This window comes from Pontibacter brevis (assembly GCF_054779655.1).
Genome location: NZ_BAAGXV010000085.1, coordinates 15,806 through 40,202, shown reverse-complemented (window position 1 = coordinate 40,202; position 24,397 = coordinate 15,806). Strand labels below are relative to the sequence as shown.

The following is a 24,397-nucleotide window of genomic DNA, read 5'->3' as shown; positions in this document are numbered from 1 at the left end:
ATGGCTTATGAAAAATGACACCAAATACCTGAAGTTACTCTCCGATCGCTTTCCCAACGCGGCACAGGTCGGAAAGGAAATAATTCTTCTCGAAGCATTATTGTCCCTCCCCAAAAGCCCTGAACTGTTTATCAGCGATATTCATGGGGAGCATGAAACTTTTCAGCATATGCTCCGAAACGGTTCCGGGCTGATACGCCAGAAAATAGTGGAGTTGTTTGGTGCAGAACTGGCCGAGAAGGACCTGCGAAGACTGGCATTCCTGGTTTATTACCCGCAGGAGAAGCTGCAGATTGTAAAAAAGGAAAATCCGGATTGGGAGAACTTTTACACCGACACTATCAAAAGGCTGGTCTCCATAGCCTATGAGCTGACAGCCATCTACACCAAAAGAAAAATTGACAGGCTCTTGTCGCGGGAGTATGGGCTTATCATAGCAGAGTTGCTCCAGGGGAAGGCGCAGGGGGACAGGAAGCAGGCTTACAATGAAACGGTGTTGCAAACGGTTATGGAGATTGGTGCCTGCGAGAAATTAATTATCGCGCTGGCAGAGTTTATTCAGCGGATAGCCGTTTCTAAAATCCATGTGATAGGTGACATATACGACCGTGGCCCAGGCGCTGAAACGGTAGTAGACAGCCTCATGGAATATCACTCTGTGGACATTCAATGGGGCAACCACGACATTGTGTGGATGGGGGCTGCTTCGGGATCCCTGGCCTGTATGGCGAATGTTATACGGCTCTCCCTCCGCTATGCCAACACCGACACCTTAGAAAAGGGTTATGGGATTAACCTGATACCACTGGCATCCTTTGCGCTGGAGCATTATAAAGAAGACAAAAGCCTCATCTTTAACCCGAAGGTAAACCCAGAAGATTTGCTGAATGAGAGCGAACACTGGCTGAACCGCATCATGCACAAAGCCATCAGTGTTATTCAGTTTAAGCTGGAGGAACAGCTCATTAAGCGCAGGCCTGACTTCGGACTTGGGCACAGGAAGATGCTGTCGAACATCAACTTTGCCACAGGTGAAATAGAAATTGATAACAGGACATACAGGTTGAGGGATACGTTTTTCCCCACCATTGATCCGGAAGACCCCACCCGGCTGTCCAGAGAAGAGGAGGACCTTGTTGCAAAGCTTTCCGAGTCGTTTCAGCAGAGCAGCAGACTGCGAAAACATGTGCAGTTCCTGTTTGAAAAAGGCGCCATGTACCATATCTCAAACGACTGCCTGCTGTTTCATGGGAGCATCCCGATTGATGAAAACGGAGACCTTGCTGTGGTAGAGATGCTGGGAAAAAAACTGAAAGGCAAAGCGTACCTGGACTTCCTGGACAAAGTGGCCCGGGAAGCTTTTTCCGGAGTGGAGGGAACCCCTGAAAATGAACTGGCGGTAGACATGATGTGGTACCTGTGGTCAGGCCCCCAGTCGCCCTTATTCGGGAAAGACAAAATGACGACTTTCGAACGCTATTTTATAGAAGACACCTCTATTCATAAGGAAGCGAAAAGCTACTATTACCAGTACAGGGATAGCCCTGTTACCTGTAGTAAAATACTGCAGAACTTCGGACTGGACCCCGACAGCTCCATCATTATCAATGGTCATGTGCCGGTAGTGGTCAAGAAAGGGGAGAACCCGATCAAGGCAAACGGGAAACTCATCGTGATTGATGGTGGCTTTGCCAAGGCGTACCAGGAGCAGACAGGTATTGCAGGCTACACCCTCATTTATGATGAGCAGGGAAAGCAGCTAATCGCACACTTACCTTTCGAATCCACAGAAAAAGCGATAGAGGATGAGCTGGATATTCTGTCTAGCGAAACGCTGTATTCCTATTCAGACAAACCTTTGAAAGTGGCCGACATCAGGGATGGGGATAAGATCAAGGATTTGATTGAAGACCTCAAGGAGTTGCTGAGCTGTTACAGGTCAGGCCTTCTGACAGAGCGTTTTCAACCTTTCGCTAGCTAGAAAGGGGCTGTTTGATTTCAGGCTTATGCGCAGCATAGGTGGTAGCAGAACTGGAAGAATGAATTTTTGTTGATAAATTGTTATAATACAGGGTGTTGTATGGGGTAAAGTAGAGCAAAAAGGAAATCCTGTTTATATAAAACAAAAGATTTAAGAAGATGAAACTACTCCTGTCACTTCTCTTTCTGTCCCTCAGCTTTTTTATGCACTCCACACCAGCGCCGGACAGCATGAAGGAGGGTTACAGTTTTGAAGTAACTGTGGAATCCCCGACGCAGGAACCAGTGCTGTTTGACTTATCAGTAACAGGCGCCACCCTCGCTGCAAATGGGAACCAGGAACCTTTTGAATTGAAAAAGAAGAACTTAAAGACTCCTTTTTAACTCCACCTAGATGATGGTAAATATACCGTTACAGTTACCAGTAAGGCAAAGAAAGGTGCCATCATCAGTAAAGCAGCCTCATATGCCTCAACAAAATACCTCTTGATAGTTTACATCCTTGTACAGCACCCGACGCAGGCACTTGCCGTATAGGGGTAGCTATGATAGAAGAACTGATAATACGTACCCTTTGTGATACGCTGCCTGAGGAACCGGCAGATGCTTTGTTCCTGTTTGGACAGACCGAAGACAACCAGGAGTCAGCGTTTGCGGCGGCACGGCAGCTACTGCAGCAAAAGCAAGTTAAGAAGGTGCTGTTCCTGAACACAGGCCCCATCAGCGGCTATCCCGGGTATGAAAGCTGGAAAAATGCCTTGGTGGGTTCCGGAGTGGGAGAGGAAGAACTGTGCCCGGTGCCTCCTGTGCCGGCAGACACAGATATTCTGCACACAGGCATTGAAGCAGAATCGCTCGTGGCATACGCCCTGGAGCAGCAGTACGAGCGGCTGATTGTAACAGCAGCCCCGTTTCAGCAACCCCGGGCCTTTATGACCGCCGTCACAGCTGCCCTTAAAAGCTACCCAACATTAGAACTTTACAGTTACCCCGGCAAGCCACTGCCATGGAAAGAAGAAGTGGTGCACTCGCAGGGAAAGGTACAGGCTGCCCGGGCAGGATTGATATCGGGAGAAATGAAACGCATAGAAAATTATCATGCAAAAGGAGATCTGGTCTCTGTAGAGGAAGTCATCATCTACCTCAACAAACGTGACACAGGGTTTCTTCACCGTCGCTAAAAGAAAAAATTATGGTGCAGTTGCCGGTTTATGATAAGGTAGAAGTATGAAAGAGCAGCATTAAAATTTCACGAGCATATCGCCTCTCCAGCCATTCACGGCCATGTGCCCAGTTGCTCCCTAACCTGATTTGAAACAAATACCATCTTAGTCCTGTACTATACGATCGTTATATTGTATAGCTTCATTTTGAAAGCCTGCAATAAAACCCTAAGTAATCGTTCTGTATAAAGACCGCTACCTACACATCTTTGATGTTGAATTCATTGTCTAAGCTTATTAAACCCGGTGCATTACATGAAGTTGAAAAGATTTAAACCACATCCGTTCCTGGTATGTGGGGTTCTAATGATTTTATGCGGTTTTACTTTTCTGGAGGTAAAACACAATGCTTCCGTTAAAATCATAAAGGGCCATGCCCTGGAGAAAGTGGTGAAGCTGGCCCAGGACAGGGCCTATGCACTCTTAAGTGATACAAAGCAGTTGATTGCCGGAAAGCCAGTAGAAGATAGCCCGGTTATACTTCCCTCCGGGAGGTATAAAGGTGTATTGCCTTCTGAGTATATTCAAACCTACCACCTGAGCCATAGCCAGCACCAGGAGGCAGGAGAACTGTTTGACGGTGATGTAGATAAAAGCGTTGTGCTGGACTGGACACCGCTGGTGAAGCCCTCCGAGGTGTGGGTACGGATTCCGGAAGAACTGGAGTTTAACCTAGAAAACATTGAATTCTATGACGGCACAGGTGAGCTTGTGCAAGGGGAGATGCGCACCTACTTTGTGAGGAGAAGTGCGGTAGCCGATGGTACCTGGAAGAGAGAGCCAGGACCTGTGTTCGATGGCACAGACTACCGGGCATGGACTACAGGTAAAGACCCGCTGTCATGGTCGCCGGAAAACACGAAGCCGAAATACAAGCTGCCCGAAACCATTGATGTCGCCTACATTATTTTCAAAGTAGATACGCATGTGCCAAACGAAGTGAGGTTGACAGGAAACTGGCTTCCTTACAAGAAGCCTGCCCCGTATGTTCCGAAATTGGCACCTATTGGCAACATGCTGGGTATGGTGATACTGTGGCCAGATGTAGTAGACCCGCGCAATGTATGGAAAGGAGTGGCAGAGCATAAATGGGAGGCGCTGAAAGGATATACCTGCTTCCGTGACTATGCCGACTGGAAAACCTTTGAAGGAAAAGAGGGAGAGTATTCTTATGAACCCTCCGCCTGGGGACAGGCTTTAAGAGATACCTACTACCAGCGGATGCATGACGAGGGCAAAGAGGTGATGGTGTGCCCGCAGAAAGTGCCGGATTGGTTTCTGGAGGCCAATTATCCGCCTGAACTGAGAGATGAAAACAATGTGCCCAAGGCATGGGATGCAGACGGGGAAGACTGGAAGTCCTACGAAAAAATAGCAAACCTTTATTACCGGATTTCCGCCCGCTACGGCAGGAACAAAGATATTCCGGCAGAATTTCTTACTGTAAAAGAAGGTCCTTTTTATAATCATCAGCCAGCTAACGAATCCAAAGCAGGCCTGGGTACCGTGCAGTATATCCAGGTAGACAATGAGCCGGACCGCTACTGGAAAGGAAGGCATGCGTATCAGAATGGCAGGGAGTATGCCGCCAGAAGCTCCGCCTGCTACGACGGTCACAAAGGCGCAATGGGGCCGGGCTATGGCGTTAAAACAGCCGACCCGACCATGCAGGTAGTGATAGGAGGCCTGGTGGGGGACATCGGGTTTGTCCGGGGCATGATAGACTGGAGCAAAGAGCACAGGGGGTATAAACTGGATGAAAAAGGCCGGAATGTGGTAGACCTGCCGTTCGATATCATCGATTATCATGTGTACCATAACACTGCCAATTCCACCCAGGACCAGCAAAAAACTACCACCGGAATATGCCCTGAAAAATCCACTGCTACTGAAAGAGCCATTTCTTTTTTGCAACTGTCTTATGAAGAATGCGGCGGTATGCCGGTGCAGATTTCCGAAACAGGTTATGATGTGCATCCGGAATCAACACAGCGGGCGATGGCAACACCAACCAGAAGCATACTGCAGACGCAGGCAGACTGGGGCATCAGAACAGCTCTTATGTATGCGCGACTGGGTATTTACCGCATCTACACCTATATGGCTACTGATGTGACCAACCCAGGTTCCGGAAAGTACTCCACCTCCGGCGAAATTGATAAGGTGAACAACTACAAGCGCAGGCCGGCAGCCGACTTCAAGGCACAGCTGAATAAGCTGATGGGGAACTACACCTACAAAAAAACGCTCAGCTCTGACCCGGCGGTAGATGTATATGAACACGGGAAGAATGAAATGTACGTGCTCTGGATACCAGACCAGGTAAGCCGGACAGGGGAGTATGAACTAAACCTGGGTACAGGCCAGGCTGTTATCCACTCCTTTGTAGAAGGAGCCGACGACATGAAAAAAGAGACGGTAAAGACGAAAAACGGGAAGCTGAGAATAAATGTGACCGAGACGCCTGTTTTTGTTTCGAAGAGGTAAAACCGATATAGCAAAGCCACTTTGACGGGGCAAAAAGTCCCAGCGGGACGACCTGTTGATAGAGAGATAAGTAAAAAAATATAGCTCCAGAGGAGCGACCTGTAAAATGTCTTAACAGGTCGCTCCTCTGGAGCTATAAGCTTACAAGTGCCCTTGCTATGAAAAGGTCGTCCCGCTGGGACTGATGCGTCTACTTAGGGCAATCAGCAAAACAACCTTACTTCATGGTTTTGTGCTTTCGTTTCGCGATTTCCTGAACCGGGGTGTTTTCTATCTTGCTCTCCAACCAGGAGATGATATCCAGGTAAAGGAAAGGGCGCTTCTCGTAAGGGTCCAGCGAGATGGTCATCAGCTTTTCTTTCAGGGCAGCAAAAGCATCCTTCAGTTCGCCTGGTGTCACATCGCCTAAATTTCGCAGGAACCTGAATATCTCGATTTGCATTTGTTGCTGATCGTTCATTTTACCCAGGAAGCGGTACACCGACCTGATTTGGTATTCCAGTACCTCATCCTCACCAGCCTCATAATGGGCAATCAGGTTGAGGATACGGGCAAAGCATTGCAGGTCTTCCCGTAAACTGATGTCTTTGTAATAAATGATCTTCTGGAGGTATTTGATAGCCTGCTGGTAGTCTCCGCTGCCGAAGTAGAGGCTGGCTATCTTATAGTAAAACGTAAGCCTGCGGTGTGGGTCCAGGTGCGATTTAAACCGGTGCAGGTTCTCAAGTAATTTCGGAATAATCGTTACGCCTTCGGAAAAGTTACCTTCCAGAAAATACTTATTTATCTTGTTTGTATAGATAAAAAGGAACAGCAGCACCTCCGAGTTTGGACTCGCTCGTCTATCCGGGTCAGCCGCAAAGTCTTCTAACTTCTGCAGTACCTGTGTAAACTTGCTGTAATAGAGCATGTTGTAGAGGGCTAGTAGCAAATTGTGCAAACCCTTGATGTACAGCATGTCCTGCTTGTACTTCATCTCCGGGTTGTCCTCAAATAAATCCACCCACTTCTGCGCATACCTGTAGCAGGATTTAAAATCCTGGATAATATAGTGATACCACACATGCGCCTGGTAATAGTAGAGCTTCTCTGTGAACCCGGCACGCTTCAGATCAATGACAGGCAGGTTCTCCTGAAAAAAAGTTGTAGTGCTGTTGTACTCTTCTACGTTCCGCGCGTGCCCCACCTTTATGTACAGGCCATACAGGCGCAGGGCAGCATTGGAAAGGGCATGTATCTGCGATACATGGAGGGCGGTATCCACCGCTTCAGCAGATAATGTCTCTGCTTTTCCTTCCAGGCTTCGGGTAATGTACTGTGATTCGATCAGCTTCTCAAAGTCAATAGCAGTCAGGGCAATATGTGGCATTTCAGCCTGCAGTGCCCCCAGCTTTACCTTTTCCAGCATTTTCAGGCTTTGCTGATAAAACCCTTTGTTATACAACACGCGGGCATAATCCAGCTGCTCATGTAGCTGGATGTCGAGGTTCTGGTTCGCGTGGTAGAGGCGGAGGCTCGATAGAAGCTGCTTGTACAGGTTTGCTTTCATGTTTGCCAATTGCACCTTTTTCACGTCCGGGGCTTGCGCCAGCACTTTTTCTTCGTCATACCCTGTTTGGCTGTCCATCGCATCGAAAAGCTGAAGAAACTTAAGCCCGTCAGAAACACCCTGTCTTTTGGCAAACAAACGGAAATGCCGCTTTTCTGACTTTGTAAGAGACTTAACCAATTGAAAAACAGGATCATTATTTTTGGTAGACATTGTATTAGCTTGTGGATTAAGTTGCTGGTAAACAGCTATTTATGGAGATAGAAAAAGCGTTTAGAAATAACAGGCCTTCCTTTAAATAGTTTTTGTAGCTGCTGTTTATATCCTTATTTACGCTTCGATAAAGAATTATATCTGCAATAATAAATCAAATTAAGTATGTCAGCTCAGAAAATACAAATCTTTGACACCACCTTACGGGATGGCGAGCAAGTGCCTGGTTGCAAATTAAACATGGATGAGAAACTGGTAATTGCACGACAGCTCGAACTACTGGGGGTAGACGTGATTGAAGCTGGCTTTCCGGTATCCAGCCCGGGTGACTTTGAGGCAGTGAGAGCAATAGCCGCTCAGACAAAGGAAGCAACCGTTTGTGGTCTGTCCCGAGCTGTGGAGCAGGACATACGCATTGCTGCGGAGGCACTAGCCTCTGCCCGCAACCCCAGGATACACACCGGCATCGGTACATCTGAATCCCACATAAAATTTAAGCTGCGCACTTCGCAGGAGAAAGTGATGGAGCGTGCAGTAGAGGCGGTTCGCCTGGCTAAGAGCTTCGTGGAGGATGTGGAGTTTTATGCAGAAGATGCCGGAAGAACTGAGAACGAGTTCCTGGCTAAAATATGCGAAGCAGCCGTGAAAGCGGGTGCCACGGTTCTGAATATCCCGGATACCACCGGCTACTGCCTGCCTGAAGAGTACGGTGCCAAAATAAAGTACCTGTATGAAAATGTGAAGGGCATAGACAGAGTGCGCCTTTCCACGCATTGCCACAACGACTTAGGCCTGGCTACTGCTAACTCTATTGCCGGTGTGATTAACGGCGCACGCCAGATCGAGTGCACCATCAATGGAGTAGGGGAGCGCGCCGGAAACACAGCCCTGGAAGAAGTGGTGATGATATTACGCCAGCACCCCTACCTGAAGCTCGATACTAACGTCAACTCTAAACTGTTGGCGGAAACCTCTACCATGGTTTCGCACATGATGCGCATGCCGGTGCAGCCGAACAAGGCTATTGTGGGTTCCAATGCCTTCTCACACTCCAGCGGTATTCACCAGGATGGCGTTATCAAGCACCGCGAAACATACGAGATCATCGATCCACGTGACGTAGGCGTACCGGATTCCTCTATTGTGCTTACAGCACGTTCCGGGCGGGCTGCATTGGCATACCGCTTGCAGAAAATCGGGTACAACTTCGACAAGAGCACACTCGATAAAGCCTATGCCTCTTTCCTGCAGGTTGCAGATTGCAAGAAAGAAGTAGTGGACAATGATTTGCATGCATTAGTAGAACAGGAAAATTTGGTGGCTGCCAACTAATATGAAAAAGACACTATTTGATAAAATCTGGGATGCCCATGTGGTGCGCTCTATTCCGGGCGGCCTGGATGTTTTTTATATCGACAGGCACCTGATACACGAGGTAACCAGCCCGCAGGCGTTTGATGAAATTGAAGCGCGCAACCTGCCACTGTTCCGAAAAGAGCAGATAGTAGCCACCGCCGACCATAATGTGCCTACCAAAGACCAGCACCTGCCTATCCAGGAGCCGTTGTCGCGTTTGCAGGTTGACAAACTGACCGAGAACTGCAGCAAGTATGGTGTGGAGCTTTTTGGCCTTGGGCATCAGAACCAGGGGATTGTGCATGTTATCGGGCCCGAGCTGGGTATCACGCAGCCGGGCATGACCATTGTGTGCGGAGACAGCCATACTTCCACGCATGGTGCCTTCGGTGCCATCGCCTTTGGAATCGGGACCAGCCAGGTGGCACAGGTGATGGCCTCGCAGTGTTTGCTGCTTAGCAAGCCCAAAAAGATGCGTATTACGATTGATGGTCCGCTGCACAAAGGCGTGTCTGCCAAAGACCTGATCCTTTACGTGATTTCAAAATTAGGCACAGGCGGGGCAACAGGCTACTTTGTAGAGTATGCCGGCAGTGCCATCCGCTCCCTGAGCATGGAAGGCCGTATGACGGTGTGCAACATGAGCATCGAAATGGGGGCTCGCGGCGGTATGATTGCCCCGGACGAGACAACTTTTGCCTATGTAAAAGGCCGGGAGCATGCGCCAAAGGGAGAGCGTTGGGAGCAGGCTTTGGCTTATTGGAAAACCCTTTATACAGAAGAAGGAGCTACTTTCGATAAAGAATACTTCTTTGATGCCGACGATATCACACCAATGATTACGTTCGGTACAAACCCTGGTATGGGTATTGCGATTAGTGCTGCCATTCCGGTGAACGTGCCTGCCAGAGAGGCGGTTAGTTACGACAAATCGTTACAGTACATGGGCTTTGCCCCGGGCGAGTCTTTAGTCGGCAAAGAAATAAACTACGTGTTTATTGGCAGCTGTACCAATTCCCGCATCGAGGATTTACGGGTAGTGGCGGAGTTTGTGAAAGGCCGCCAGAAAGCCAGCCACGTGGAGGCGATTATAGTGCCGGGTTCCAAGCAGGTAGAGTCGCAGGCGAAGGCAGAGGGACTGGATAAGCTATTGGCAGAGGCAGGCTTTGAACTGCGTGAGCCGGGCTGCAGTGCCTGTTTAGCCATGAACGAAGACAAGATACCGGCAGGCGCTTACTGTGTTTCTACTTCCAACCGAAACTTTGAAGGCCGCCAGGGGCCAGGCTCCAGAACATTACTGGCCAGCCCATTGGTAGCGGCCATCACAGCCGTGGAAGGTAAAATTGTTGACATAACCCAATACCTGAATTAATGGAGAAGTTCGAGATTATACAGTCGGGCGCCGTTCCGTTACCGATAGAAAACATAGACACTGATCAGATTATCCCTGCCCGGTTCCTGAAAGCTACTTCCAGAGAAGGATTCGGGGAGAACCTGTTCCGGGACTGGCGCTATGATAGCAACGGCAATCCAAAAGCTGACTTCGTGCTGAACAATCCCCGCTACAGCGGCCAGATACTCATAGCAGGTAAAAATTTTGGTTGCGGTTCCAGCCGTGAGCATGCTGCCTGGGCTATTTACGATGCCGGTTTCCGGGTGGTGATATCCAGTTACTTTGCTGACATTTTCCGTGGCAACGCGCTAAACAACGGTTTGCTCCCCCTGCAGGTGTCGGACGAGATGCTGCAGCGGCTTTTTGAGCAGATAGAAAAAGACCCGCAAACAGAATTCGTGGTGGATCTGCCAAGCCAGGAGTTCTTTGTTCCTGCATGGAATGAGCGTGTCAGCTTTGACATTGACCCCTACAAAAAAGAGTGCCTGATTAACGGCTACGATGACATTGATTTTTTAGTGAGCCAGAAAGAGGCCATAGAAGCATACGAAAGTACAAGACCATGGGCGTATTAAACAAGAAAATAGTAGTGTTGCCAGGTGATGGCATAGGACCTGAAGTTTGTAACGAGGCCATCAAAGTGCTGGAGGCTATAGCTGAAAGGTTCGGGCACCGTTTTCACTTTGAGAAACATTTGATGGGTGCCTGCGCCATCGACGCAACAGGAAACCCACTTCCGGAGGAAACCATAGATGCCTGCATGGAGTCAGATGCCATTCTGCTGGGTGCCATTGGGGACCCAAAGTATGACAACAATCCGGCTGCCAAAGTGCGGCCTGAGCAGGGCCTGCTGCGACTGAGAAAGTCATTGGGACTTTATGCCAACATCAGGCCTGTAACTGCATACGATGTGCTGCTGGACCACTCTCCTTTAAAGAACACTCGCATTGCAGGGGCAGACATGCTCATTTTCAGAGAACTGACAGGTGGCATTTACTTTGGAGAAAAAGGACGCACTCCTGACGGAGCTTACGATAACTGCACCTATAGCAAAGAAGAAATTGTACGCATTGCGCACCTTGCCTTCCAGGCTGCCATGAACAGGCGCCAGAAACTGACCTTGGTAGACAAGGCCAATGTCCTGGAAACATCCCGTTTATGGCGGGAGGTAGTGCAGGACATGGCGCAGGAGTACCCTGCAGTAGCAGTAGACTACCTTTTCGTGGATAATGCCGCTATGCAGCTCATCCTGAACCCACGGTCTTTTGACGTGATTCTGACGGAAAACATGTTCGGCGATATTCTGTCGGATGAGGCCTCTGTAATTGCCGGTTCACTTGGCTTGCTGCCCTCTGCTTCGGTAGGAAACCATGTATCGCTTTTTGAGCCAATTCACGGATCTTATCCCCAGGCAAAAGGAAAAGGAATAGCCAACCCGATTGCGGCCATTTTGTCGGCGGCGATGTTGCTGGAGCATTTCAGCCTGCAGCGCGAAGCTGACCTTGTGAAAGAAGCTGTGCACAATGCCCTTGAAAAGCAGGTGCTAACGCCAGAACTGAACCCGACATCCCCTTACAGCACAGAGCAGGTAGGAAGTTTTATTGCCTACTATGTATTGGAAGGAGCTCTGGTAGTGCCGCACAAGAACAACATTGAGTTAGGCCTGAGTACTATTATCTAACGCCTTATCACCACCAGGTTAAACACTGGTTTCATCCTTTAAAGCAAATATGCTGAACGCCGTTGTCATCCGCCTCATTATTATCCTCTTGAATATTTCACGGGGGGTGGAGATGGTTTGCTCAAACTGAAGCGTATAAAACACAGCAAAAAAAAGCAGCCATCTCTACTAAGGTGGCTGCTTTTTTTTTGCCCTCAGGCTTTGGTGCAGGTTCATTTTTTAATGAATTGTGTCAGCAAAAGAGACAAATAAACACAGCATATTTTTTTAGATAATGTATATGTCTATTGGTTAGAATACTGATAATCAGCAATTTAATAGCGTTATAAAAGCTTTTGGAAATAGTAGGCATTCTGGAGGTAGATTTTCAAAGAATATTTAAAAGGAGGAGATTGTAGAAAGTTTAGAAGCAAAATGCCTGCTTTTATAACGATTTAACAATTGCAAAAGCTAATTACGACCTATGTAGATGCACTGCAGCAAAATTGATAAAGCTTGTCAGACAAAAGTGCATGCATCTGCTTCATAACAACACAACGAACACCAAAATGGCCTTAAACAAATACAGCCGCATCTACACACAAGACGACAGCTTACCTGCTTCGCAGGCGATGCTGATAGGTTCCGGTTTATCAGAAGAAGACTTGCGCAAACCTTTTGTGGGCATCTGCTCCACAGGCTTTGAGGGCAACACCTGCAACATGCACCTCAACGACCTTGCAGATGAAGTAAAAAAAGGTGTCAGTCAGTTAGGGATGGTTGGCCTGCGTTTCAACACCATCGGTGTAAGCGACGGCATCACCAATGGCACCGAAGGCATGCGCTATTCGCTTGTTTCCAGAGAAGTGATTGCGGATTCTATTGAGACGATTACAGGTGCGCACAATTACGACGCCCTAGCTTGTGTGGTAGGTTGCGATAAAAACATGCCCGGTTCGCTTATCGCGATGGCCCGTCTCAACAGACCATCGCTGATGGTGTATGGTGGCACCATCAAAGGCGGTGAGTTCAAAGGGGAGAAGCTGAACATTGTGTCCTGCTTCGAAGCTTACGGCAAGAAACTGAACAACAACATATCTGACGAGGACTTCCGGGGTATTATCCGCAATGCCTGCCCGGGGCCGGGTGCCTGCGGGGGTATGTACACCGCCAATACCATGGCATCAGCGGCAGAAGCGCTGGGTATGTCTATTCCTTATACGTCATCGTCCCCGGCTGTAAGCCAGCAGAAAAGAGACGAATGTCTTAATACCGGTCATTACCTGCTGAACCTCCTGGAGAAAGATATCAAGCCGCGCGACATACTCGTGCGTGAGGCATTCGAAAACGCCATGGTGGTGATCACGGTGCTCGGCGGTTCAACTAATGCGGTGATTCACCTGATTGCCATTGCCTCTGCGGCAGGCGTAAAGCTGACGCTGGAAGATTTCCAGGCGGTAAGCGACCGGGTGCCGGTGCTAGGCGACATGAAGCCAAGCGGCAAGTACCTCATGGAAGACCTTTGCTCGCTGGGCGGTGTGCCGGCAGTGATGAAAACCTTGCTGAACGAAGGCCTTATTAACGGCGACCTCCTGACAGTAACAGGCAAAACTGTGGCTGAGAACCTGGCGGATGTAAAGCCGCTGGGCGAGGAGCAGGACCTGCTGCGACCGCTTTCCAACCCTATCAAACCAGATGGACACATCCAGATACTATATGGTAACCTGGCAACAAAGGGCGGCGTGGCGAAAGTCACAGGTAAAGAAGGATTGAAGTTTGAAGGCCCCGCCGTTGTGTTCAACTCAGAAGAAGAACTGAACGAAGGCCTGAAAGTAAATAAAGTGAAAGCAGGGGATGTGGTGGTTATCCGCTATGTCGGCCCGAAAGGCGGCCCGGGCATGCCGGAAATGCTGAAGCCGACCTCTGCCATCATGGGTGCCGGACTAGGCGATAAAGTAGCCCTGATCACAGACGGACGCTTCTCAGGCGGTACACATGGCTTCGTGATAGGCCATGTAACCCCCGAAGCCTTCGATGGCGGTAACATCGCACTGGTAGAGGATGGCGACATCATTACGCTGGATGCCGGTACCAACACAGTGCACATGCACGTGGATGATGCCCTGCTGGCCCTGCGCCGCGACAAGTGGGTGGCTCCGCAGGCCAGGGTGAAACGCGGTGTGCTCCAGAAGTATATCAGGACGGTGAGCGATGCCAGTAACGGATGTATAACAGATTTAGAAGAAGATTATGTTAACGCAAGAGAAACAAGCTCCAGAATTGGTTGAAGAGAAGAAGACAATGTCCGGAGGTGAAGCGGTTATACGTGGTCTGCTGAAAGAGGGGGTAGACACTATATTCGGTTATCCGGGTGGTGCTATCATGCCTATCTATGATTCGCTTTACGACTTCCGTGATCAGGTAAACCACGTGCTGGTGCGCCATGAGCAGGGGGGGATCCACGCCGGCCAGGGCTATGCCCGTGCATCCGGCAAGGTGGGGGTGGTGTTTGCCACCAGCGGCCCCGGTGCCACTAACCTTATTACAGGTCTTGCTGATGCCCTGATTGACAGTACGCCTTTGGTATGCATCACAGGGCAGGTGTTCGCGCATCTTTTAGGAACGGATGCCTTCCAGGAGGCGGACGTAATCAGCATATCGGCCCCTGTTACCAAGTGGAACTACCAGGTAACGGATGCAAGTGAAATACCCGAGGCGCTGGCCAAAGCTTTCTACATTGCCAAAAGCGGTCGTCCGGGCCCTGTGTTGCTCGACATTACAAAGAATGCACAGTTACAGCAGTTTACCTGCGGCGAGCATACGCCATGCAACCATGTGCGCAGCTATCGCCCGAAGCCCATCGTGCGGAAGGAATACATACAGCAGGCGGCTGAGCTGATTAACCAGGCCAAGAAACCTTTTGTGCTGTGGGGCCAGGGCGTCATGCTGGGCTCGGCAGAGCAGGAGTTTAAGACATTCATAGAGAAAAGCGGCATACCAGCTGCCTGGACCATTATGGGGGCAGGGGCCCTGCCAAGCGACCACGAACTGAACGTGGGTATGCTGGGCATGCACGGCAACTACGGCCCTAACGTGCTCACAAACGAGTGCGATGTGCTGATAGCCATTGGCATGCGCTTCGACGACCGGGTGACGGGCAGGCTGGACAAGTATGCGAAACAGGCGAAGGTAATCCACTTGGATATTGACCCGTCTGAAATCGACAAGAACGTGAAAACCACCGTGCCGGTGTGGGGCGACTGCAAAGAAACGCTTCCGATGCTGACGGAACTGGTGGAGGCGAAAAGCCATCCGGAGTGGCTGCAGAAATTCAAGGACTATGCAGCCGAGGAAGTAGCGCAGGTCATACAGGATGAATTGCACCCGACTTCCGGCGAAATGACGATGGGAGAGGTGATGCAGCAACTGAACGAGCTGACTAACGGCGATGCCATCATTGTGAGTGATGTGGGGCAGAACCAGATGGTGGCCTGCCGCTACGCCAAACTCAACCATACCCGCAGTAACATTACCAGCGGAGGTTTGGGCACGATGGGCTTTGCTTTGCCTGCGGCTATCGGCGCTAAATTTGGTGCACCCGACCGTACAGTGGTGGCCTTCGTGGGCGATGGCGGTATCCAGATGACGATTCAGGAGCTGGGCACCATTATGCAGAGCGGCGTGGATGTGAAAATTATCATCGTGAACAACCAGTTCCTGGGCATGGTGCGGCAGTGGCAGCAGCTCTTCCATGAGCGCCGCTACTCTTTTGTAGACATCACCAGCCCGGATTACATCAAGGTGGCGGAAGGCTACGGCATTGCCGGCAGAAAAATATCTGAGAGAGAAAACCTGAAAGAGGCCCTGCAGGAGATGCTCGCACACAATGGCTCTTACCTGCTGGAGGTGATGGTTACCAAGGAGAACAACGTGTTCCCGATGGTGCCGCAGGGGTGCAGTGTAAGTGAAATCAGGTTGAAGTAAGCCTAAACAGAAGAACAGCATGAGTAATCAGAATCATATCGACAGGCAGGAATTTAACATCACGGTTTACACAGAGCACCACGTGGGGCTGCTGAACCGGATTGCCACCATCTTTTCGAGGAGGAAGATGAACATTGAAAGCCTGAATACTTCTCCATCTGAAATAGAGGGCATCCACCGCTTCAACATCGTGATAAACGAAACAGAAGACGTTATCCGGAAGCTGACCCGGCAGATTGAGAAGCAGGTAGAGGTGCTGAAAGTGTACTACCACACCAACGAAGACGTGATATGGCAGGAAATGGCCCTGTACAAGGTGCCGACCGATGTTATCGCAGAAAAGGCGCTGGTAGAGCGGTTATTGCGCGAGAATGGTGCAAGAGCCGTGGTAATAAGGAAGGACTACACCGTGTTTGAAACCACCGGCCACCGCGAAGAAACAGACAACCTTATTAAGGTGCTGCAACCGTACGGCTTGATTGAGTTTGTGCGGAGCGCCCGCATCGCCATCATCAAAGGCAGCGAAGGCTTTAACAGGAAGCTGCGCGAGTTTGAGCGTGCCGAGCCCGGAAGTGAGAGTGTTGAAAACGAATACCTCAACAGCCGGGACAAAATTTTCTCGATGTAGGACGGGTCTTTTAATCCTGAATGGCCTAACCAATTTGCCTATACAATAAGAACCCACCCTGCCCCTCTGAGGAGGGAAGTTTAAATAAACTTGCAAAATTTCCCTCCACGGAGGGGCAGGGGTGGATGAATGCCTTTCCGAGTAACTGAAAACAACAGCGCAGCTATATTTAAGTAGCTAGATTCAACAAGAAAAACAAAAATCATACACTTATAACCAGCTAAAACAAAATGGCAACTATCAATTTTGGAGGAGTAGACGAAACAGTAGTTACACGTGAGGAATTCCCGCTTTCTAAAGCACTGGAAGTGCTGAAAGACGAAGTGATTGCAGTGATTGGGTACGGGGTACAAGGCCCGGGCCAGGCACTGAACATGAAAGACAACGGGTTTAATGTAATTGTTGGGCAGCGTAAGGATTCTCCTTCATGGGAAAAAGCACTCGAAGACGGCTGGGTAGAGGGAGAAACTCTTTTCTCTATAGAAGAAGCTGCTGAGCGTGGTACTATCATTGCCAACCTGCTTTCAGATGCCGGCCAGATTGCCTTGTGGCCAACTATCAAAGAAAGACTGAAGCCAGGTAAAACCCTTTACTTCTCACATGGTTTCGGCATCACATTTAAAGAGCAAACCAACATTGTGCCACCGGCCGATGTAGACGTTATTCTGGTGGCTCCTAAGGGCAGCGGTACCTCCCTGCGCAGGCTGTTCGTAAGCGGTGGCGGTCTTAACTCCTCCTTTGCAGTGTTCCAGGATGCTACAGGCAAAGCCTATGAAAAAGCTGTAGCAATGGGTATCGGCGTGGGTTCCGGTTACCTGTTTGAAACAGATTTCAAGAAAGAAGTATACAGCGACCTGACAGGTGAGCGTGGCGTGCTGATGGGCGCTCTGGCGGGCATCATCGAAGCACAGTACCAGGTGCTGCGTGAGCGCGGACACTCCCCATCAGAAGCCTTTAACGAAACGGTGGAAGAACTAACACAAAGCTTAGTGCCACTGGTAGGCGAAAACGGCATGGACTGGATGTACGCAAACTGCTCCGTTACTGCCCAGCGTGGTGCCCTGGATTGGAAAGGTAAGTTTAAAGATGCCACACTGCCTGTTTTAAACGATTTGTACGACAGTGTAGCGTCTGGTAAAGAAGCAGCGCGCACAATACAGCGCGGTTCAACGCCGGGTTACAGAAAAGAATTAGAGGCAGAGTTGAAAGAGCTTCGCGATTCAGAATTATGGCAAACAGGAGCGACCGTAAGGAAGCTGCGCTCCCGAACAAAGTAAAGGCAAGATGAATAAAGATATAGTCGCTTTAGAAACGGTTGTTTCATTAGAGAATGTAGAGAAGGCAGCGAGGAACCTGAAAGGGGTCATTAACAAGACCCCTCTGCTGCAGAACCACTGGCTGTCGCAGTTATACGATGCCCATGTGTATCTGAAGCGGGAGGACTTGCAGGTAGTGCGCTCCTATAAAATCAGGGGGGCCTATAACAAGATGAGCAGCCTGCCACAGCAGGAGGGGCGGGAAATTGTCTGCTCCAGCGCCGGCAACCACGCGCAGGGGGTGGCCTATGCATGCCAGCTTCTCGGCCTGAAGGGCTATATCTTTATGCCTGCCGCTACACCTGCTCAAAAAGTGAGCAAGGTGCGGGGATTCGGTAAAGAAATGGTGGAGGTGGTGCTGACCGGCGCTACCTACGATGACACGTTCAAAGCCGCCAAGGAGTTTTCTGATAGCCGTGGCAGCACCTTTGTGCCTCCCTTCGATGATATAGCCATCGTGGAAGGGCAGGCAACGGTGGGGCTGGAGATACTGAAAGCTGCCACGTTTCCGATAGATTATGTGTTCATGCCAATAGGCGGGGGTGGCCTGGCCGCCGGCCTCTCCAGTGTTTTCAAGCAGATTAGCCCGAATACAAAGCTGATAGGTGTTCAGCCGCAGGGAGCTCCGTCGATGTACAACTCCATGAAGGCGCAGCAGCGACTGGCATTGGATACCATTGATTCCTTTGTGGACGGTGCGGCTGTAAAGTGCCCGGGCGAGCTAACCTTTGAGATTTGCCGCGAACTGCTGGACGATGTGGTGCTCGTGCCGGAAGGGCAGATATGCGTAGACATTCTCAAAATGTACAATGAAGAGGGTGTGGTGCTGGAGCCAGCCGGCACGTTGTCTGTTTCTGTGCTAAAATATTACGCTGATAAAATCAAGGGCAAGAACGTGGTCTGCGTTATCAGCGGCAGCAACAACGACATCACCCGCATGGAGGACATCAAGGAGCGGGCCATGCAGCACCAGGGGCTGAAGCATTATTTCATGATAACCTTTAGCCAGAAACCCGGTGCCCTCAGAACCTTTATGAACAAAGTACTGCACCCGGACGATGACATCATTCACTTCCAGTACATCAAGAAAAACAACAAGGAAAAAGGTCCTGTTTTTATTGGTATCGAAGTAAAGCAGTCGGAGGATGTGGAAGGTATAAAACAAAGGATGACGGAAGAGGGCTTTGCCTACGAGTACCTGAACGGCAAGCAGGATTTCCTGAACATGTTCCTGTAAGAACTTTTTTTAGTTAGTGTGTTTGTTAGTTATTCAAATTAAGCCGCTCATTTTATAATGAAGCGGTTTTTTGATTTTAGCCAGTTCCACAGTACCTGTGTTTTTTCTGATGTACCAGGTCTAACCAGTCCTACCCCCAGCGTTACGTTCGCTAGCTCAAAACTTACATTTTCTCATTTACTCTTCTCTTTAAGAAAATAAATCCTGCCGTAGCTAAAAATAAGTAAATAAAATTGCCTGATAGCGTTATGTTAAAATTATTTATACGTATAATCATAAAGTATAGCTACGCCTTTGTGTCTACTGAGGCAGTTATAGGAGAGAACAGGACCCGCTTCAGCCTCAAAGGAGGCGGAGTGAAAGCAGGAATTTGTTAGCTGGAGAGCACGGCTTAGCTTTTCCATGACCCTCTGGCGAAGGCACCCGCCTGGGGCTGTTGCTCAGCTATGAAATTATTACGAAGGGGCACGGAGAAAACATGCAGATGGAATCAGGGAAATACGAATACGCGGAATTCATTATATCGCTGCCGGTGAAAGACCTTGTAGTGGCTGCGGGAGCAGCAGTATGAGGCAGAAAGGCCGGGCAGTTAAATGTTTATGTTGGAGCAGAATGTAAGAGGTAGAAATGAGACATTAAACTTTTTAGAGGTCAACACCATGGAATGGTTTCAACTCCGACCGCAGTCAATAGCAGCCTTGGCAGAGTTCACACTTTGTCTGACGCTGGCTATGTACCTGCTGAGCATCAAAAACAAGTCAAGAGACGGCTTGCTGATTACGGGCATGTTTGTGCTGCATACGGTATATAATGCCGTTTCATTTCTCCGTAACTCCGCTTTTGGTACCTATGCCTACGAGCCTATAGTGTGGGTGCACAGTGTTATCCTGGTGGTGCTGGGGCTTTACAACTTATTTTTTTGTTACACTTACCGGTACAACCCATACCCCAGGGAGTTGAAGGTGGCGCTTGTGGTAAGTTTTGTGCTGATGGGTGTTGGCATGTACTTTCATCAGGTAGGTTATCCCTGGACTTTCCCGGTCCAGCTTTTACTGGCTTTCTGGTTTGTGGTGGTGTTTATCAGAAAAGCCATCCTGTCCACGCAACTAGAGGCAGAAACAGCTGTTGACAGCAGGGCGGTGTCACAACCTACCGTAGCTGGTAAACTGAAGCTCCTGGTAGGAAAGCTGCAACATCCCGCCACACGCGACACGAAGGCCTACCGTGCATTTACGCTTTGGTGCCTGCTGCTTGTTATTGCCTGGATAAATGCAAATTTGGGTATATTCCGTATCACCTCCAGCTGGTGGGAGCCGCTTCATCATGCCATTTACCTGGTACTCATTACAGGTATTGTCATCAACTACATGACCTATGCACAGGAGAAAACGACCTTTCTTGCAAAGCTGGTCGGTCTCTTTATGTGCCTTACCCTCGTTATTCTGGGTATGCTCGGCTTTATGCTGTACGGGAACAGTAATGTAGCAGGAGTAGTTGATGAGCACACAGAAGAGGCTCTGAAGTACCTGGCCTATCTTATCCCTATTTCCACCTTCTTGATAGTGCTGGTGTTTCCGCCTTTTTTTCAAAAGAGTTTGTTGCGGCCCCTCAGTTATGTGCTGGAAGGTGTGAAACGCGTAAATGCCGGGGAGCTCAAAGTAGAGGTGCCTGTTGAGGTGCAGGATGAAATCGGTGCGCTGGCCAGGCATTTCAACCTGATGACAGAATCTTTGCGGCGCTACGCAGAGCAAATGGAAAGTCTGGTGGCACAGCGTACCGCTGAACTGGAGCGTAAGTCACTGGAACTGGAGCAGCAGAAAGCAGAACTGCAGCACACCCTCGACAACCTGAAGGCAACACAGGCACAACTGGTGCAGTCAGAGAAAATGGCTTCGCTGGGAGAACTGACAGCCGGTGTTGCGCATGAGATCCAAAACCCTCTGAACTTTATTAATAACTTTTCGGAAGTTAATGTAGAGCTTGTGGAAGAACTGCAGCAGGGACCTGTTCAGCAGTTGCCGGAAGAGCCAAAAAGCGAGGCAAGCAACCTGCTTTCCGAACTGAAGCAGAACCTTTCAAAGATTTCTGCTCACGGCCTCCGCGCTGACTCCATAGTAAAAGGCATGCTGCAACACTCCCGTAAGAACCTGGGACACAAAGAGGCTATCGACATCAACGCCTTTGTAAATGAGTACCTGCGTATTTCTTATCACGGGATACGTGCAAAGGACAAAAGATTTTCGCCTGCGGTTGTCACTGATTTTGATGAAGAGTTAGGTAAGGTGGAAATTATTCCGCAGGACCTGGGACGGGTGCTGGTGAACCTGCTGAATAATGCTTTTTATGCCGTGCAAACAAAGCAAAGGCAATTGGGCAAGGCCTACCAGCCACAGGTAACGGTAAGCACGCACCGCCTTGGTGATTCCTTTGAAATCAGGGTGAAAGACAATGGCACAGGCATCTCGAAAGAGGCGGTTACACGTATCTTTCAGCCTTTCTTCACTACCAAGCCGACAGGCCAGGGCACGGGCCTGGGTTTGTCCTTAAGTCATGACATCGTGACCAAAGGCCACGGAGGCAAGCTGTATTTTGAAACAGTAGATGGGCAGTTTACAGAATTCATCATACAGGTGCCTGTACTGCATATAGATGAACACATCATGGTTGCTACCTGATAAAGCTTATTTTTATTTTCCTTCTTATGTCACTTCATCCAAAATTCAAAAGCTATGTCTATTCAAATAAAAACTCCTGGTATTCATCATATTGCTTTACGGTGCAAGGATATGAACCAGACAAAAAAGTTCTATAAAGAAACGCTGGGCTTCGATTTAGCGCTTGATACGCCGGATCTGTTTGGTATTATGGTTGGTTCCAATTTTATTGGTTTCAGGCCCGCTGCAATAGCGGAAGGAGGAGAAACCAGGTTTAATCCTTTCCATATCGGCATGGATCACCTGGCCATGGCCTGTGAGAGTGAAGAAGAATTAAAGCGGGTAGCAAAGGCACTGTCAGACGCTGGCGTAGAAAACACCGGTGTGAAGAAGGATGAAACTCTAAACAAAAACTACGTTGCGTTCAAAGACCCGGACCGGATACAATGGGAGCTTTACATGATCTGAGGTTTATGCAGAAGATGCTCATGTCTTCCGTTGCTGAATCCACCAAAGTTAAAGTAGACTTGCTGAATAGCCAGGCCTGGGAGCTAAGAGTCAAGAACTCAAACCAAGCCCGCCAATACAGCCAGGAAGCACTGGCGCTTGCGGAAAGCATTCATTATGACAAAGGCAAAGCCGAAGGCTTGAGAACGCTCGGGTTTTGCTACCTCAGGCTTTCAGAGCATGAAAAGGCGCTGGAGCATTTGGAAGAGGCGCTTCAGCTGTTTCAGGTACTGGATGATGAAAAGGGCCTGTCTGATGTTTATGAGTACAAAGGAATCATTCGCAGGAGCCAGGGCGATTATGCCGCCTCCTTGGATTTCTTGTTTCAGTCAGCCGGGTTAAGGGAAAAGCTGCTCTATGAGGAGGGGAAATCCCTTTCTTATTATCACCTCGGTATAACGTACAGGTATTTAGGGAACTACAGCACCGCATTGGACTATCTGCTGCAAAGCCTGAGCATTGCCAGGAAAAATAATTTCTGGGTAGGAGAGTCATACTGCCTCAACAACATTGGCCTGATTTATTTCGAGAACAATGACTTTGCGAATGCCCTGGAATATTATCAGCAAAGCTTAGAAATCAGGAAAGCCAACGGCGACGAGTGGGGGGAAGCACGGTGCCTGGACAACATTGGCATCACTTTCTTCAAACTAAAGAAATATGCAGAGGCCATCGAATATTGTCAGAAAAGTTTAGAGATAACAAAAGCGACCGGGGACAAAAAAGGGCAGGGAAATTCTCTGTACCATTTAGGAGACATCCATTTTCACCTCCGGAACTACGAAAAGGCCTGCGCCTACTGGATGGACAGCCAGAAAATACGGATGCAAGTGCAGGATAAAAAGGGCCAGGCGGAGATTCTGTTCTGCCTGAGCCAACTATACAGCGACAAGGGCTACACAGGGTACAGTACTGAGAAGGCGCTGCACTACCTTGAAAAAGGCGCACGCCTTGGAAACAAAATAAAGGCAAAGGACACATTGTCCAGAATACACGAAGGATATTACCGCCTTCTTAAAACTGTAGGGCAGTATCAGGAGGCGCTGCATCACTATGAAAAGCACATGGCCTATGAAAAAGAGGTGCACAGCGAGGCTATGAACAAGAAGGTGATAAACCTGGAGATTTCCCATAAAATAGAGCAGTCTAAAAAAGAAACAGAATTATACCGGCTCCGGAATACAGAACTGGCAAACCTGAACCAGCAAATCATCGCGCAAAAAAAGGAGACAGAGCTTCAGCGTGATAACCTGAAAAAAGCCCTGGCAGAACTCAAGGCTACCCAGTCCCAGCTGATTCAGTCGGAGAAGATGGCCTCTCTTGGGGAACTGACGGCCGGGGTAGCGCATGAAATTCAGAACCCCTTAAACTTCGTGAATAACTTCTCAGAGGTTAGCGTCGAGTTATGCGCGGAGCTAAAGCAGGAACTGGAGGCAGGACGGCTGGACACGGCACAGTCGCTGATCAACGACCTTGCCCAGAACATGCACAAGATACAGCATCACGGCAGGCGCGCCGACTCTATTGTGAAGGGGATGCTGCAGCATTCCCGAAGCAGCACAGTTCAGAAAGAGCAGACTGACATGAATGCGCTGACGGAAGAATATATGCGGCTCTCTTACCATGGGTTGCGGGCTAAAAACAAAACCTTCAATGTCCGGCTTATCAAGAACCTGGACCTTACACTTGAAAAGATAGAGGTGGTGCCGCAGGAGATAGGCCGGGTGCTGCTGAACCTGTTTAATAATGCCTTCTATGCCGTACAACAGCGGCAACAGCAGGGAGAGCCTGATTATGAGCCGGAGGTGCAGGTAAGCACCCGGCAGCTGGATGGTGTAATAGAGGTGCGGGTGCGCGACAATGGAACGGGCATTACGGGCAAAGTAAAGGAAAAGATATTCCAGCCGTTTTTTACCACAAAACCATGCGGGCAGGGTACCGGGCTTGGGCTTTCCCTGAGTTATGAAATCATCACGAAAGGCCACGGAGGGAAGCTGCAGGTTGAAAGCCAGGTCGGGAAGTTTACTGAGTTTATTATTGAGTTACCTCATAATAAAATTTCGTAGACAGCTAAGTGTCTCACTTCTCATGCCTTATCTAAAAGAGTAGTTTATTTTTTCATCCTGGTCTTTTACTGCCGGCTGGCTGTTCCTTTTATAGAGGAAGCGGTAACTGCTGGAAAGCTTTACAGGGAGCCATGCAGGTAGAAA

17 protein-coding genes are annotated in these 24,397 nt (G+C 49.2%); 16 read left to right on the top strand and 1 reads right to left on the bottom strand.

All coding sequences use genetic code 11. The features are described 5' to 3' along the window. Window positions 1–7 precede the first annotated feature (7 nt). The 4 genes from ACYVB1_RS18330 to ACYVB1_RS18315 all read left to right on the top strand — a co-directional run bounded on the left by ACYVB1_RS18330 (window position 8) and on the right by ACYVB1_RS18315 (window position 5,690). Entirely contained in the window at window positions 8–1,981 is a 1,974-nt protein-coding gene (locus ACYVB1_RS18330) for a fructose-1,6-bisphosphatase (protein ID WP_460925254.1), read from the top strand. Between the two features lie 158 nt (window positions 1,982–2,139). Then, window positions 2,140–2,364, top strand: coding sequence for a hypothetical protein (locus tag ACYVB1_RS18325; protein WP_460925253.1), 225 nt, complete (start codon window positions 2,140–2,142; stop codon window positions 2,362–2,364). 161 nt (window positions 2,365–2,525) lie between these two features. Then, window positions 2,526–3,161, top strand: coding sequence for a YdcF family protein (locus ACYVB1_RS18320; RefSeq protein ID WP_460925252.1), 636 nt, complete (start codon window positions 2,526–2,528; stop codon window positions 3,159–3,161). Window positions 3,162–3,458: 297 nt separating this feature from the next. Continuing rightward, window positions 3,459–5,690, top strand: coding sequence for a hypothetical protein (locus ACYVB1_RS18315; protein ID WP_460925251.1), 2,232 nt, complete (start codon window positions 3,459–3,461; stop codon window positions 5,688–5,690). 217 nt (window positions 5,691–5,907) lie between these two features. Here ACYVB1_RS18315 and ACYVB1_RS18310 read toward each other — a convergent pair whose 3' ends face one another. Then, window positions 5,908–7,452: a hypothetical protein gene (locus tag ACYVB1_RS18310; RefSeq protein ID WP_460925250.1), complete on the bottom strand. Its 1,545-nt coding sequence runs from the start codon at window positions 7,450–7,452 to the stop codon at window positions 5,908–5,910. Between the two features lie 165 nt (window positions 7,453–7,617). Here ACYVB1_RS18310 and ACYVB1_RS18305 point away from each other — a divergent pair, with 165 nt between their 5' ends. From ACYVB1_RS18305 to ACYVB1_RS18250, 12 genes are all read left to right on the top strand, one after another. Further along, window positions 7,618–8,784, top strand: coding sequence for a 2-isopropylmalate synthase (locus tag ACYVB1_RS18305; protein WP_460925249.1), 1,167 nt, complete (start codon window positions 7,618–7,620; stop codon window positions 8,782–8,784). Window position 8,785: 1 nt separating this feature from the next. After that, the gene (leuC, locus tag ACYVB1_RS18300) at window positions 8,786–10,180 is read left to right on the top strand and encodes a 3-isopropylmalate dehydratase large subunit (protein ID WP_460925248.1); all 1,395 of its coding nucleotides are present in this window, start codon (window positions 8,786–8,788) and stop codon (window positions 10,178–10,180) included. Beyond that, window positions 10,180–10,776 (top strand): 3-isopropylmalate dehydratase small subunit, encoded by a 597-nt coding sequence (gene leuD, locus ACYVB1_RS18295; protein ID WP_460925247.1) that lies wholly within the window; start codon window positions 10,180–10,182, stop codon window positions 10,774–10,776. Before leuC ends, leuD begins: the two co-directional genes overlap by 1 nt. Beyond that, window positions 10,764–11,882, top strand: coding sequence for a 3-isopropylmalate dehydrogenase (leuB, locus tag ACYVB1_RS18290; protein ID WP_460925246.1), 1,119 nt, complete (start codon window positions 10,764–10,766; stop codon window positions 11,880–11,882). Before leuD ends, leuB begins: the two co-directional genes overlap by 13 nt. Window positions 11,883–12,430: 548 nt before the next feature. Next, on the top strand, window positions 12,431–14,149 hold the full coding sequence (ilvD, locus tag ACYVB1_RS18285; RefSeq protein WP_460925245.1) for a dihydroxy-acid dehydratase: 1,719 nt from the start codon (window positions 12,431–12,433) through the stop codon (window positions 14,147–14,149). Then, window positions 14,112–15,845 (top strand): biosynthetic-type acetolactate synthase large subunit, encoded by a 1,734-nt coding sequence (gene ilvB / locus ACYVB1_RS18280; protein WP_460925244.1) that lies wholly within the window; start codon window positions 14,112–14,114, stop codon window positions 15,843–15,845. Before ilvD ends, ilvB begins: the two co-directional genes overlap by 38 nt. Before the next feature lie 19 nt (window positions 15,846–15,864). Then, window positions 15,865–16,473 (top strand): acetolactate synthase small subunit, encoded by a 609-nt coding sequence (gene ilvN / locus ACYVB1_RS18275; RefSeq protein WP_460925243.1) that lies wholly within the window; start codon window positions 15,865–15,867, stop codon window positions 16,471–16,473. A 230-nt stretch (window positions 16,474–16,703) separates the two neighbouring features. Next, window positions 16,704–17,750 (top strand): ketol-acid reductoisomerase, encoded by a 1,047-nt coding sequence (ilvC, locus tag ACYVB1_RS18270; protein WP_460925242.1) that lies wholly within the window; start codon window positions 16,704–16,706, stop codon window positions 17,748–17,750. 7 nt (window positions 17,751–17,757) lie between these two features. Next, window positions 17,758–19,026, top strand: coding sequence for a threonine ammonia-lyase IlvA (ilvA, locus tag ACYVB1_RS18265; RefSeq protein WP_460925241.1), 1,269 nt, complete (start codon window positions 17,758–17,760; stop codon window positions 19,024–19,026). A gap of 659 nt (window positions 19,027–19,685) precedes the next feature. Beyond that, window positions 19,686–21,701 (top strand): sensor histidine kinase, encoded by a 2,016-nt coding sequence (locus ACYVB1_RS18260; RefSeq protein WP_460925240.1) that lies wholly within the window; start codon window positions 19,686–19,688, stop codon window positions 21,699–21,701. Window positions 21,702–21,755: 54 nt separating this feature from the next. Beyond that, entirely contained in the window at window positions 21,756–22,148 is a 393-nt protein-coding gene (locus ACYVB1_RS18255) for a VOC family protein (RefSeq protein ID WP_460925239.1), read from the top strand. Between the two features lie 5 nt (window positions 22,149–22,153). After that, window positions 22,154–24,253, top strand: a complete 2,100-nt coding sequence (locus ACYVB1_RS18250) for a tetratricopeptide repeat protein (RefSeq protein WP_460925238.1) — start codon at window positions 22,154–22,156, stop codon at window positions 24,251–24,253. The last annotated feature ends 144 nt before the right edge of the window (window positions 24,254–24,397 follow it).